This is a genomic window from Hyphomonas oceanitis SCH89 (assembly GCF_000685295.1).
GTDB classification, from domain to species: Bacteria; Pseudomonadota; Alphaproteobacteria; order Caulobacterales; family Hyphomonadaceae; genus Hyphomonas; species Hyphomonas oceanitis.
In genome coordinates this window covers 34,716-47,258 of sequence record NZ_ARYL01000020.1, presented here as the reverse complement: position 1 = coordinate 47,258, position 12,543 = coordinate 34,716, and the positions used below count along the sequence as shown (strand labels likewise).

13 protein-coding genes are annotated in these 12,543 nt (G+C 58.3%); 8 read left to right on the top strand and 5 right to left on the bottom strand.

The window, feature by feature from the left end:
- Positions 1-273: 273 nt before the first annotated feature.
- Together HOC_RS13230 and HOC_RS21310 are read right to left on the bottom strand one after the other, a co-directional pair.
- A complete protein-coding gene (locus tag HOC_RS13230) occupies positions 274-1,290 on the bottom strand; it encodes a FecR family protein (RefSeq protein WP_035539390.1) in 1,017 nt (338 codons plus the stop codon).
- Positions 1,291-1,300: 10 nt separating this feature from the next.
- On the bottom strand, positions 1,301-1,906 hold the full coding sequence (locus HOC_RS21310; protein ID WP_156950488.1) for an RNA polymerase sigma factor: 606 nt from the start codon (positions 1,904-1,906) through the stop codon (positions 1,301-1,303).
- Positions 1,907-2,043: 137 nt separating this feature from the next.
- Between HOC_RS21310 and HOC_RS13220 the strand changes: the two genes are divergently transcribed.
- The 3 genes from HOC_RS13220 (at position 2,044) to HOC_RS21835 (ending at position 4,343) form a co-directional block, all read left to right on the top strand.
- On the top strand, positions 2,044-2,388 hold the full coding sequence (locus HOC_RS13220) for a helix-turn-helix domain-containing protein (RefSeq protein ID WP_035539389.1): 345 nt from the start codon (positions 2,044-2,046) through the stop codon (positions 2,386-2,388).
- Positions 2,389-2,762: 374 nt separating this feature from the next.
- The gene (locus HOC_RS21840; RefSeq protein WP_084146317.1) at positions 2,763-3,002 is read left to right on the top strand and encodes a helix-turn-helix domain-containing protein; all 240 of its coding nucleotides are present in this window, start codon (positions 2,763-2,765) and stop codon (positions 3,000-3,002) included.
- A 375-nt stretch (positions 3,003-3,377) separates the two neighbouring features.
- Positions 3,378-4,343: a DNA -binding domain-containing protein gene (locus tag HOC_RS21835; RefSeq protein ID WP_084146316.1), complete on the top strand. Its 966-nt coding sequence runs from the start codon at positions 3,378-3,380 to the stop codon at positions 4,341-4,343.
- Here the strand turns inward: HOC_RS21835 and HOC_RS13210 are convergent.
- Positions 4,324-4,686 (bottom strand): helix-turn-helix domain-containing protein, encoded by a 363-nt coding sequence (locus HOC_RS13210; RefSeq protein WP_051624866.1) that lies wholly within the window; start codon positions 4,684-4,686, stop codon positions 4,324-4,326. The two genes, HOC_RS21835 and HOC_RS13210, sit on opposite strands and share 20 nt — an antisense overlap.
- 266 nt (positions 4,687-4,952) lie before the next feature.
- On the opposite strand from HOC_RS13210, the gene HOC_RS13205 reads away from it, so the two are divergent.
- The gene (locus tag HOC_RS13205; protein WP_035539386.1) at positions 4,953-5,174 is read left to right on the top strand and encodes a hypothetical protein; all 222 of its coding nucleotides are present in this window, start codon (positions 4,953-4,955) and stop codon (positions 5,172-5,174) included.
- A gap of 501 nt (positions 5,175-5,675) precedes the next feature.
- The gene (locus HOC_RS22835) at positions 5,676-5,801 is read left to right on the top strand and encodes a hypothetical protein (protein ID WP_277813049.1); all 126 of its coding nucleotides are present in this window, start codon (positions 5,676-5,678) and stop codon (positions 5,799-5,801) included.
- A 35-nt stretch (positions 5,802-5,836) separates the two neighbouring features.
- On the opposite strand, the gene HOC_RS13195 is transcribed toward HOC_RS22835, so the two are convergent.
- Positions 5,837-7,150: a type II toxin-antitoxin system HipA family toxin gene (locus HOC_RS13195; protein ID WP_035539381.1), complete on the bottom strand. Its 1,314-nt coding sequence runs from the start codon at positions 7,148-7,150 to the stop codon at positions 5,837-5,839.
- Complete coding sequence (locus tag HOC_RS13190; protein ID WP_035539378.1) at positions 7,150-7,395, bottom strand: helix-turn-helix domain-containing protein; 246 nt, start codon at positions 7,393-7,395, stop codon at positions 7,150-7,152. The genes HOC_RS13195 and HOC_RS13190 overlap by 1 nt, the downstream gene beginning before the upstream one ends.
- Before the next feature lie 180 nt (positions 7,396-7,575).
- Between HOC_RS13190 and HOC_RS21830 the strand changes: the two genes are divergently transcribed.
- The 3 genes from HOC_RS21830 (at position 7,576) to HOC_RS13180 (ending at position 12,478) form a co-directional block, all read left to right on the top strand.
- Positions 7,576-7,905, top strand: coding sequence for an HPP family protein (locus HOC_RS21830; protein ID WP_162174851.1), 330 nt, complete (start codon positions 7,576-7,578; stop codon positions 7,903-7,905).
- Positions 7,906-8,105: 200 nt separating this feature from the next.
- Complete coding sequence (locus tag HOC_RS13185) at positions 8,106-9,302, top strand: MFS transporter (protein ID WP_162174850.1); 1,197 nt, start codon at positions 8,106-8,108, stop codon at positions 9,300-9,302.
- A gap of 254 nt (positions 9,303-9,556) precedes the next feature.
- Positions 9,557-12,478, top strand: coding sequence for a TonB-dependent receptor (locus tag HOC_RS13180; protein WP_084146314.1), 2,922 nt, complete (start codon positions 9,557-9,559; stop codon positions 12,476-12,478).
- Positions 12,479-12,543: the final 65 nt, after the last annotated feature.

The window sequence follows — 12,543 nt, the reverse complement described above, 5'->3', positions numbered from 1 at the left end:
GCGGATAAACGCCCCAATGTGAGCGATCGCATTGCACTCGCTTGGTTTCCTGGGAGATCGGAGCATCCGGCATCCACTCAAAGACCGGGTCCGTATTCCGCCGCGCTGACGGACGCCGCCTCTGGCGCGACGGTTTTCATCAACTGCAACCAGACACCTTGCAGGCAAGGGTCATGTGCGACCTATGACATGCCGCTTGCGTATTGCGAGCTTGATCCGTGCTGACACTGAGGGACGCCCTACCGTCAGATTCTTCAGCGTCCGCCGGGGTAATCAGGGCTGTGTCGGACCGGATGGCACCAGCAGGATCTGACTGTCGATCTCTTCGATGGTTACGGGCAACATGAGAACCAGATTTGCAGCGAAATCCGCAGGCGCATCGGCCTGGAACGTCCCGCTGATGCGTTCAGATGCCAAGCGCGCGTCGGGCACGATAATTTTCGTATCGGAATACCGGTTCAGTTCAGCCGCAGCTTCCTCCAGTGTCACATTGTCGAACTGAACGATGCCCTGGCGCCACGTCGGGCCTGTCGTGATGTCAACTTGCGAAAGGACCTGGGTGCCATCTGCGGCAATGCTCAGCCGGTCGCCGGGCGCGAGGCGTCTGCCGCGCCGCTCGTCGGGGTCCAAGCGCTCACTGTTTGGCAGGGAGTCTTCTTCAGAGGCTGTAACGTGAACCGATCCTTCGAGGAGTGTGATGGCGACACCGGATGGCTTGAGATATACCTCAAACGCGGTTCCGATAGCGCGCGTCCGGCTGGCGCCCGCCTCCACCACGAACGGTACGCCCGTCCTGGCCACCTCGAATATAGCCTGCCCCCGCTCCAGGCTGACATGGCGTTCGCGCGAAGTGTAGAGAATTGCAATCGCGGTGTCTGTATTGAGGGTGACCACTGATCCGTCGATGAGCATGACGCTGCGCTGTTCGCCAACGTCGCTGGCATATGTCAAAGGACTTGGCAATTCAGGCGCCCGGAGGTTCAGCAGGAGAGCTGCGCCCAGTGCGAGAACCGCTGCGGCCGTGGCCAGCGCAGCACCGACTGTCCGTCGCGAGCGGCGCGGCTTGGCGGGCACAGTGGTGACATCGGCCGCGGCCGTGCGCAGCCTGAGCGAACGATCGATGATCGGCACGCTTGCCTCGATTTGCCGGAAGGCCGCCGCATTGCGGGGATCGCGCTCCCAGACGCGAAAAGCATCCCAGGTAGCAAGGTCCACATCGGGTGCCTGGAGATCGCCATACCAAAGCGCAGCGGCTTCAAGCCGGCCGGTTTCCTCGTCATTGTCGTTCATCACGCGGGGTTCACTTAGCCCTGTCATTGCGCGGGAGGCCGGATTTCAAAAGGGCTTTCGAAACAGCTCCCAGAGCATTGGCTATATCACTCCTTACAGTGCGTGGCGATACGCCGAGGCGCTCGGCAATGGCATTGTGTGTCAGGCCCTCGAGCCGGTGGAGTTCGAGCGCCTCTCTCTGGCGCGGTTTCAGCTTGCCAAGGGCAGCCTGCGCGACGACCAGGATTTGACTATCCATCAGCTGCTGCTCCGGGTTCAGGGTTCTGCGACAGGCGAGCCGATCTTCCTCATCGCCGATATCGGTACTTTGGCGGCGGTGTCTGACATAACCTGATTTTAGATAGTCGCGGGTCAGGTTGCGCAGGATCGTGTAGAGAAGAGGGCGCAACTCTTCCGTCGGCTTGTCTGCATAGGCGCGTTTGGCAGAGATGAAGGCTTCCTGGACAAGATCTTCAGCATCGGCCGCGCCAATGCGCAAGCGGGCGAAACGAAGGAGTTCGGTATGGAGCGACCGGTACATTTGCGCGAGCCCGGGAGACCCACCTGGGGCTGTTCCGATCGACAATTCGGGAGCCTGTAGCGCCATCGACAAAGAGTGGGTTTCAATTTTCTCCACTGATTCCGAACCTCCAGCCAAACGTGGACTATAAGTTTTTCGATAACTTCAACGTATAGTTTAAGTTCAGTTTGTTTTCCAGCGAAAACATAAAGTTGACTTTATGGCATTCTCCTTTCCACAAGCCAACTTGGGGCATGGACAATGCCCGAAGAGAGCAGATTGCCGCCGCCATCCGAGCGGCGCGGCGCGCCAGGGGCTTAACCCAGGAAGATTTGGCTGAGCGTATCAATCGAACGTCTGCGAGCCTGAGCAATCTCGAACGCGCCCACGCCCTCCCCTCGCTTGATACCCTGATCCTAATAGCCGAAGCGCTGGACGTTCCGATAGACGCGCTTGTGCAAGCCCCGGCGCCGGGCCGGAAGTCGCGGTCAAGGATCCGGGAAGAAAATGAGGTAATCGACCGCATTCGATCCCTTTCATCAGAACACCTCAGGATCGCTCGCATACAGATCGAGGCACTCGGCTCAATGAAGAAGTGACGATCAGAACTTCTCAGAAATCGGTCGGTTACATGATGTTCTTCTGCCCGTCCCGGAAGGAGATTTGCCGAGGTTAACACTCTCAAACGACCAACGATCTGGGACCGGAAAGGAAGAAAAATCTGACGCGTGAATGTTGGTCGCAGATCTGAATTTGAGTGAAGCCCGGCACTCGTTGGACCCGAAATCTCTGGTTTTCTTTCGTTTTCGCTCCAGACCGAATTAATCGGTGCCGCTGCACTTGGTGCATTACGAACGGTCACCTCAGTTCTCATAGGCTTTGATCCCCTGCCTGCCGCAATTCTTTGTAATCCTAAAATGGGTTTATCCGACATTGGGATTACGAATGCAACAAGTTTTTACTTGAGGCTGACGTGACCAAATCCCTGAGAACAAGAGCGCACCGGGTTCTGCTCGAAGAACTGAAGGCCGCGCGACATAGCGCTGGTCTTTCCCAACAGGCTGTGGCTGACATCCTCGATGTGCCACAGTCTTATGTGGCCAAAGTCGAGTTGGGTGAACGTCGCCTTGATGTGATAGAGTTCTTGAAACTTGTCGAAGCAATAAGTGGATCGTGGGGAAAAATACTGGAGAAAGTTACTTCCACAAAATAACTACAATTAGGCGGTGGCGGGCAATGCTATTCGAGCGCCCCTGCACTCTTCAGCCACCCCTATAGTCAGGCCATTATCGCAAGAAAAATGCGCGACGTGCCGGTTATGCGCCACGATGAAACCCGTGAGCGGACAATGACGGAGATGCGTTCGGGTTTTAGTCCGCTTCTCAATAGCAGCCTGATTCCACAGCATACCGATGCGCGCGACAATAGGCTGCCCACCTCGACGCTTTGACGAGCCCTTAGGCGGTGCCCATCGCGCCCCCGGACGGTCTATTCAAATGGAAAATGGCCAAGCATTTCGGTTGCATTTTATTTCTTCTTTTGGTTGTATTTCCGGCGCTGCCACAGAGCCTGGTGGGGAAGCGGGATCATGCAAATACGTCACATCAAATCCTTCAGCGATATCCTGCAGCGCTACGACGATACAATAAACCTATCAACGAGCGACTGGGCCTGGGAATTCCTGAGACGCAACCATCGATTCCAGTCCAATGCTCGGAGCGATACATCCGCGATATCCGGAGATTTAACAGGCGATGCTCAGCACGTCAGACTCGCCCGGCGAAACCGGCTGGCCGAGACCTGGGGACTTCTCACATTTCCTGACGTCAATCTTCCGGCAAGCCGGACAAATGTCTTCTGGTCGGATCGCGCCTGTCCCGGAAAGGTTGCCCTCTTCGGCCGCGAGCGCGCGACTGACGAGCCAGATGGATTGTTCGACCTTGCGGTTCAACAGTGCAAGGTGACCCACCTTACCGATGGATCTGGTCAGGCTCATCTCCTTCTGCGGGGGAGCGGATGCGTTTTGCAGGTACGCTATCGCGGCCTGTCTTTCCGCTCCGGAGCGACGGAGACCAAGTTTGACGTGTCGCTTTCCTCCGTCCACCGCGCCGGGGCCGAGACGCGCGCGCTCGCCCAGGCCAGACGACTGCTCGGCGAAGCCAGTGCTCCTGTCTGGACACGCCGCCATGTCTTGCTTCGCAATGCGCTCGTGGCACTCGAGGCGCACGAAAGTGGCCTCTGCTACCGCCAGACCGCCATGATTTTTTACAGTGAAGCGCGCGTCTCCGAGGCTTGGAATAGCGGTTCCACCGCGATGAAAGCAGAAATGGCGCGGCGCCTTGCCAAAGGCCGGCACTTGCGCGATGGCGGATATTTCGAACTTCTGTCTTCTGGCCGCGCTCGTCGGCCCGGCTTTTCTCCCGCTCACACGGCAGGGCATGTTGACGGGTCATCTGCTAATCGGACTTTCCCACCTGCACGTTCAGTTCGCGTTGCTGCGACCGGAGAACCGGCTGCCGGCATCGGGGATTTGACTAATCGCACAAGGCCTTGAGCACCCTGACGACCCGGTCCATTTCAGCGTCAGGTATTCGGGAGATGATATGGACCGCTTGCCTGCGCGCGCGCGACGCCGGGGTTTCCAACGGTGCCTGAGCGCTCTCAAAGAATACAGCAAGCGACACCCCGAGCTCAGAAGCGATCGAATACAGCAAGCCCGCCGAGATCCTGTTCTTTCCCTGCTCGTATTTCTGAAGCTGCTGATGGGACAAGCCAAGCCGTCCGGCGAGTTCGACAAGTGTCAGCCCCGCTGCCCGGCGTGCAACCTTTAGCCGCGCGCTGACCCTGAGATCCATCTCGCTGGGAGCTCGGTGCGCTTTTGGTTTATCATCGGTCATCTCGGCGCGCTCTCTCGTGTCACGGATAGGCTATCCGCAAGGACAGCCTCCGCTCACTCAACGACATAGCGCGCGTATCCGGCAGGTAATTTTTATTAGTCGGATGCGTCAGTCGCCATCCGTGGACGCTGGCGAGTAAAACGCGGACGAACGGGATAAAGTGTTCGCGCCAGTCACATCAGCAACAGGCCTCTTCAACCCAACCGAGACAAAGGACGCGAAGTGCCCTGCTGTGCCTCTCATAAGCTACGGCGAGGGAGGCAGACATGCGAATCAAAATGTGGAGTTTCGACAAAGTTCTGATTGACCTGGAGGACCGAGACGTGTCGGTGAAGGCCGTTCACGCGCTCAACGGCACCGATATTACAGTCGCGTTCAGGTTGGGCGAGAAACAGGTCAGAGGTGAGGCCGGCGAATTGCGAAAGCGAATCGAGATCCTCGCGGCAGACCGCCTGCTTGACCTTGCGTTCTTTCTCGACAGTTTCTGAATGGCGTCCGGGCGGCGCTCGGACCTGCCGGCACAACACCCACACGCGACCAATCCATAATACCAATGATCCACCACCCAAACGGTCGGCCCTATCCGGATCACGCATATCCAATTGCGCAGCCAGGTCGAAAGTCCGAGAGGCTCAAGCCTGATATCACACCACGCTTACGCGATCGGTAATTTCTTGTTTGTCCCATCAGCCCCTCCGGTTGATTCAGTGATCAGCAACTGCGGGCGCGTTCCTGCAGTGTGCGAACCAAGAACAAGCGGCTTGGAAAGGAGGGCGAAAATATCCTGGGAGCGGCGCTTGTTCTGCTTAGGGATCGCGGGTCTGTGCTCAGCGGCTCGAGGCTGTATAGGCGGGCAGAGTTTCCCCTTTCATGCTCGCTAAGCTGAACCCTGTATCCTTACGCGTGGACGTCACGGCGATTTCGGGCTCAGTAATTCGATCGGCCTCGGCCAGGCTGATGTTGCTTGAGGGCACAATCAGGATGTACGCTTGGAATCTCTGAAACGGCTGGAAGCCCGCAGCGTGATTCAACATGGCTATTCCGTCGCAGATGCCACCATGTGTACCCTCGTCACGCTGGGCACGGCTCCGCCTTCAGCGTTGCCGGACGTTTAGGGCGACGGCTCACAGGTCGACCGATCCGAGGAATGCTATTCATGAATATTCAGCGCGGCGAGCCGGGTGCGCATACCGCAGCCGATACTCTCAACGATGGCCTCGGGAACGGTATTGTCGACGAGCGCGCCGAGCGCCTCCAGCGCGATCGGAACGGCTTCGTCCAGCTCCGCACAGATATTTTCAACCGTGCCCTTGGGCAAGCCAGCGGCACCGGCAGTCTGCTCGAAATGGCGGCGGGCAATCTGGTTGACCTGATAGCGATTGCGATCCCCGAGGGACATGGCCAGCTTAAACTGGTTCTGGGAAATCCGTCCCGCATCCACAACCGGCTGTGTGGTCAGGACATCATAGAGTTTCGTCAGCCAAAAGCCTCCGCCGGGCTGAAGCGCGATCGAGAAATTCTTGGCATGCCCGTCGGTGGCGCCAAGTAGCCAGAAGACGACCTGCGCCTTAAAGAACGCGTACCGGTCCTCATTCGCCCGGTCGCTCTCCTTCAACCGGTCAAGGATGTCCAGAACGCCTGGTCCACCCTCATTCTGATATTTTCGGGTCGACGGCACAGACAAGGCCTGACAGAAATCTTCCTGCGGCAGTCGCAGCAGGCGGCCGTCCTGCGTCCACAGTCTATCGAATCGCGTGATGCTGAGCGCAAGCTGGTCTTCGAACTCCGCGATCTCAGCTTCGGCAACGTCAAGGCCGAGCAAGGCGCAAAGCTTCAGGCAGACGTATTCGTTCTGCACACTGTCGGTGAGATCGATCTCGTTCTGAATGACGCCGATCGCCGGCTTCAGAATATGGGTCGTTGCCGTCGTGCCGGTCGGGCGGCACCAAACACCGTCCTTTTTCAACAGGGCGGTCTTGTCCTGGGCCCCGGCAATCGAAATGCGAAAGGCATCATCTTCCGGATCGAGCCCCAGAGGATTGACGTGCAGACCGCGGATGAGCGCTGCGATGCCCGCCTCGCTCATCACCGTTCCGGTCACCTCACCTGCCGCCCCCGGCGTGTCGTCCGGAGACAGGAATTGCAGGGCCCCCACGCAGTCGCGTCCGGTCACGGCCAGAAGCGAAAACGCATCGACCCCCTCTGCGCCAAGCCTCTCGGCCACGTTGCGCCGGACCCGGTCGGCATCGGGCAAGAGGTTTTCGAAGACATTGACGACCTGCTGACCCCGGAAGACCTCCTCCGAGAGAGGCAGCGAAATCGACACTGGCATAGCTCCCTCCCAAGCCACCCAGTCGGTATCATAGACAAAGGAGACGGCGCCGGAGCCAGCTTTTTCGATCCGGCCGACGGAGCGGGCATTCAGATAGATGTTCAGCCGCTGTGTCTGGGTCCGGCGCGCCATCAGAACAGATCTCCGAAATCCGCTTTGCTGCCGCGCTTAGCGACCACGAGTTCGAGGCCAAGGGCAGTCAATGCATCGAAAAAGACCTCCATGCGCGTCGCCGGTTCGCCGGCTTCCAGTTTGGACACGGTGGCTTGGCGCACCCGCATGCGTGCCCCGAGTTCAGCTTGCGTCCAGCCAGCCTCCATGCGCGCCTTGCGCACCATATCCCCTGCCATTCGCGGGCTCCGTACGAGGTCTGACATCGGCATATCTCCTTATACGCGTTCGCGCATGAAACCTATATATACGCGAACTCGTATAAATCAAGTTAATACGCGAATGCGTATGAATCGAATGCACATTTAGGCATCCCCCTCCCCTGCCCGCTATCGCGGGTCTGTTCGATAAGCCGGAGCACGTCACATCGATCATGTACGGGAGAGGTGGCTATTGGACGTGTCCACTCAACTATTGCAGGTGCTGTGGCCATAAGGGCCGCGATAAGGAAGCCGGCAATACTTAATCTCGGATTCCGCATCGCCTTGGCGCCGGTCCTGATCGGCCGCCTTACTCTTGCCCTGGTCACAATGATTCTTAATCGGTTGACGGGCTGGTCATATCCGTTTCGTCAACATGAACCACCAGCCAAGCCCGGCACTCCCGCCCCCGTTCCGGCCCATCGTCTTGCCCTATCTGATGAAGAATTGAGCGCGATCCTGAAAAAATATCGACAATCATTCAATCTCAGCGTTGAGGATCTGCACGCTCGCTAAAAAAGCATCTTCCATTTCATGAAGATGGCAGGTCAGCGACAATCCAATCACTGATAAATATCTAGCACTTTTTTGGCTGAGGCGTTTTCGCTCACATGACGCGCCACCCCCAAGCTGCTCTCAAGCAGGCGAATGACTATTTTCACGCGCAGTTTCAGGCGATTGGTCACCGAGACCGCAAGGTGGCAGAGAGAAACCGGATGGCCCAATCCTCATTCACCCGAACGCTCTTCTTCTACTACCTCCATGTCATCTCTTATGATTTCATCTTCGGCTATGCGATCTTCCCAGCCTATTTCCAGCTGAAGGGCGTCTCGCCTGAAGTCATCGGCGCGCTCCTTGCCTTCTGGGCCGGCTGCATCATCCTTTTCGAGATTCCGGCCGGCTTGCTCGGTGACATGATAGACCGACGCCGATTGCTGGTCCTATCGCCGCTCGTGAAGGGCGCCTGCTTCGTCATCTGGATTTTCGCGGACGGGCACGTCTCCCTTTACTTTCTCGGCATCGCGTTCTGGTCGCTCGCTTCGGCCCTGCGCTCGGGCACCAAGGAGGCGCTGCTTTACGAACATGTGGCTGTCCATGCGCAGGAGGCCAGGTATACAGCAATCCTGGGGAAGGAGCGGGCCTTCCAGGATGGCGCCACCCTGGCCGGCGCTGCGCTCGGCGGGCTTATCGCCAGCCAGAATCTCGAACTTGCCTTCTGGGCCTCTCTGGCCCCCCTTGGCATTTGCGCCCTGGCAGCGTGCTTCCTGACTGATATGCGCGTCACACCGCGCCAGAGCGCCCATGTGTCGCTGAAACAGGCCCCTGCCCTGCTGCGATCAACCTGGGGCGAGTATTTTGCCAAGGCGGACGTGCGCCATGTCACCCTCTATGTAGCGATCTGCGTGACCTTTCTCAGCACGCTCGAGGACTTCAACCAGCTGTTCCTGCTGGCGATCAAGATGCCGGTCTGGTCGATCGGCATCACGATGGCGTTGATGGGACTGGCGCGCCTCGCCCTCGGCTATCATGCCGGCAAGTTCGAGCATTTTGCCGCGCTCAACTGGCTCGCGCCAATGATCTGCGGGGGCGCCCTGCTCGTGTCCGGCTTCCTTGCGCCCGTTTTTGCCCTGTGCGCGCTTGCCATTGCCTACATTCTTGTCGCGCCGCTCATGGTCCTGACCATGAGCCGGTTCCAGAAGGCGCTGGATGGCGCCAACCGAGCGACAACGACATCGGTGATGAGCGCACTCATTGAAGGGCTCTCAGTGGTCTACAACATTGCCATCGCGCTCTTGTTCAGTCACCTGACAGTCCTGAAGACCTACCAGGTTGCCGGGGCCTATCTCCTCCTGGTTGCCATTTGGGAACTGACGCGAAAACGCCCCGCTGTCCCGCTGGTGAACGTCGCATAGATAACAAAAAAACTTCACAGAAATGACGTTGAACGAAACAACCACGTTTCGTAAGCAGACGGCGCTCGGCTTACCGGCAACTTCTTGACGCAGACACCTTTTCACCACCCCCGATTTTCTGTCTGCGTGGGACCAGGGCTTAGAAGTTCGAGGCAGTGTCCAGTTCTGGACGATGCCCGAAGGTCTTCTATTGCGCGCCCTTTGCCTTCGGGACTCTCCAGACTTTTTGCCAAACGCCAAGCGGGAGACGAACGATGGTTTATGAATTTACGGGGACTTCTTTTCGACACGCATTGCGGGCGACCGCATGCGCTTTTTCAACCTTCTCCCTGATGGCCGTCGCCGCCATGGCGGTGCCAATTGGCGCCAGCGCCCAGGAACTCCAGACCGGACAGGTCCGCGGGCAACTGACTGACGCCGGAACGCAATCCCCACTGTCGGGGGCCCAAATCACGCTGGTCGAAACCGGCGCTGTGACGGCAAGCCAGGAAGGCGGGCGTTTCACTTTCAGGAACGTGCCGGCGGGTACGTATACGCTCAAAGTGTCCTATATCGGCCTTGCAGACTACACGGTGCCGGTAACGGTGCCTGGCAACGCCATTGCCGAGGTCGCCGTTGCCATGCCGGACCGGATGACGATGGACCGGATTGTTGTTGTCGGTCAGCGCGCGGCGCAAGCCTCTGCCCTGAACCAGCAACGCGTCGCATCGAACCTCTCAAACGTGATCTCTTCCGACCAGGCGGGCCGCTTCCCGGACTCGAACGCTGCAGAAGCCCTGCAGCGCGTTCCAGGTGTTGCCATCAATCGCGAGGAGAAGGGCGGCGAGGGCCGCTATATCTCGATCCGCGGCCTCGATTCCGGGCTCAACAATTTCAAGATCAACGGTATCAACGTCGCCCAGACAGACAAGGAAACGCGCCGCGTGCCTCTGGATGTCGTGCAGGCTGACGCCCTGGCAAAGATTGTCGTCAACAAGACCCTGCTTCCCGACATGGACGGCGACGGGATCGGTGGATCCGTCGAGCTGGAGACCGGTTCGGCCTTCGACCTGAAAGAGCGCCTCATCCGCTTCAACCTGGAAGGCAATTACAACGACTTTGCCAACAAGCTCGGCGGCAAGGTGTCGGCGACCTATGGCGACACGTTCGGCGCCGAAGACCAATTGGGCGTGCTGGTGTCCGGCACGTACAACAAGCGCCATACGCTCGGTTACAACAACCTCCAGGATGAGGAATACGTCCCCTATTTCGAGCAGGATGAAGGCGAGCCGATCGACATGAGCGACGGCAATACGCTGATCCCTTGGTGGTTCGGCCTCGGTAATTTCGATAATGAGCGGGAGAATATCGGCGCCTCGATCGCGCTCGACTACCGCCTCGATGCCAATACGAGCCTCTATGCGAAAGGCAGCTATAACCGCCTTGAAGACGTGGAACTGAGCAGCGGATTTTTCATCATCGCCGATGATGACGAACTCTACCAGGATGGCGTCTTCAATCCAGAAGGCGGAACCACCTACCAGGTGCGCAGCGAATACGAAGAATCGGTCTTGACCAACAGCACCCTGACAGTCGGCGGCTCGACCGCGCTCGACCAGTTCGTGTTCGACTACTCGGCTGGCTATGCGCGCGGCATTTTCGAGGAGCCGAACGATTACGAAGTCGCGTTCGAATACGAACTCACAGGCCCTGTGCTCTACGACTATTCAGACAAGTATTTCCCGCAGCCCCAGCTGAGCGACGCGGATGCCGCCGCCATTCGCGATCCCTCAAACTTCGTGCTGGGAAGCAATGATATCGACCTTGATGATTCCAAGGACGAGAAATACATCGCGCAGTTCGACACGACCTATGATCCTGGCTCGACCTGGCTCTCCTATATCAAGGGCGGCGTGAAGTTCCAGCGGTCCAGGCGCGCCCTCTACGAGGAGAACGTCCTTGACGCCCAAGGCGACCTTGCGCTTGTCGGCTCAGGATTTGAAGGCGGTTTCCTGGACACGTCCGACATTGGATCGCCCTATGGCACGATCCTCAAGCTCAATCCGGGATCGATCCGCAACTGGCGCTCAATCGCCGGGCAGCTTGTGGCCGATGGCGTCCTGGAAAACGACTATGATGGCGAACCGCGTGACGAAGACAGCTATACCGGGACCGAGGACATCTATGCCGGTTACCTGATGGCCGAAGCCGTACAGGGCGATTTTGAATTCATCGGCGGCGTAAGGGTCGAGTATCTCGATTTTACATCGGACGGTTTCGAAGTGATCGAAACGGACGACGGCGAAAATGTTGCGCCCCGCACATCCACGTCGAACAATACGCAGGTCCTGCCGCGGATCCAGGTCAACTATCGGCCAACCGAAAAACTGGTCGTTCGCGGCGCGGCATTCACCTCGCTCGCACGGCCTGAATTTGCCTTCCTCAACGCCGCGACCGAAATCGAGATTGTCGATGATAACAGTATCGATGCTTTCGTCGGCAACCCCAACCTGAAACCGGCCTATGCCTGGAACTTCGATCTTGGCGCGGAATACTATCTGAGCAGTATCGGCATGGTCTCGGCGAACGCGTTCTACAAATCCATCGACGACTTCATTTTCGTCGATGCGGCGCCTGAGGGCGAGGTCACGATCCCTGCACTCAATGCCCGTTTCCCGGGCTACACGATCGACGTCGAGACGGTCTTCAACGGGAACCGGGCCGAAGTCTACGGCATCGAACTCGCCTACATGAACCAGTTCACGAGCCTTAAAGGGCTATGGGGCGGGTTCGGTGTGTATGCCAACGTGACCCTTCAGGAAACCTCGGCAGATATCGGGCTGGACGGACGCGACGGCGTTCCCTTCTTCAACGCGCCGGATTATGTCGGCACCGCCGCGCTGACCTATCAGAAGTACGGAATCGAGGCGAACCTTGCCTATACGTTCCGGGGCGATTCCCTTGAAGAGCTGGGCCCCTACCTGATCGACAAGTACCAGCAGGCTTACAACACGCTCGACGGGCAGCTGCGCTACGCGGTCACCGAGAAGGCCAGTGTCTATATCAACGCCATCGATATCCTGGACGATGGGCTCGATCCCGTGGTCAACAAGACGCTTGGCAAGGAAGGGCGCTATCCCGAAGATGTGACGTTTAACGGCCGGACGGTCACCTTCGGCGTCACGGTCGAATTCTGATGCCGGCAGAGGGCCTTGAAGACATGCGTATCTCGAATGATCGCGGCCGAACGAGGCCCTACGCC

Bases quoted from the DNA above. Each gene is read 5' to 3' on its own strand.
- HOC_RS13230 (WP_035539390.1), bottom strand. From the start codon at position 1,290: ATGAACGACAATGACGAGGAAACCGGCCGGCTTGAAGCCGCTGCGCTT.
- HOC_RS13220 (WP_035539389.1), top strand. From the start codon at position 2,044: ATGGACAATGCCCGAAGAGAGCAGATTGCCGCCGCCATCCGAGCGGCG.
- HOC_RS21835 (WP_084146316.1), top strand. From the start codon at position 3,378: ATGCAAATACGTCACATCAAATCCTTCAGCGATATCCTGCAGCGCTAC.
- HOC_RS13210 (WP_051624866.1), bottom strand. From the start codon at position 4,686: ATGACCGATGATAAACCAAAAGCGCACCGAGCTCCCAGCGAGATGGAT.
- HOC_RS13205 (WP_035539386.1), top strand. From the start codon at position 4,953: ATGCGAATCAAAATGTGGAGTTTCGACAAAGTTCTGATTGACCTGGAG.
- HOC_RS13195 (WP_035539381.1), bottom strand. From the start codon at position 7,150: ATGGCGCGCCGGACCCAGACACAGCGGCTGAACATCTATCTGAATGCC.
- HOC_RS13190 (WP_035539378.1), bottom strand. From the start codon at position 7,395: ATGTCAGACCTCGTACGGAGCCCGCGAATGGCAGGGGATATGGTGCGC.
- HOC_RS13185 (WP_162174850.1), top strand. From the start codon at position 8,106: ATGGCCCAATCCTCATTCACCCGAACGCTCTTCTTCTACTACCTCCAT.
- HOC_RS13180 (WP_084146314.1), top strand. From the start codon at position 9,557: ATGGTTTATGAATTTACGGGGACTTCTTTTCGACACGCATTGCGGGCG.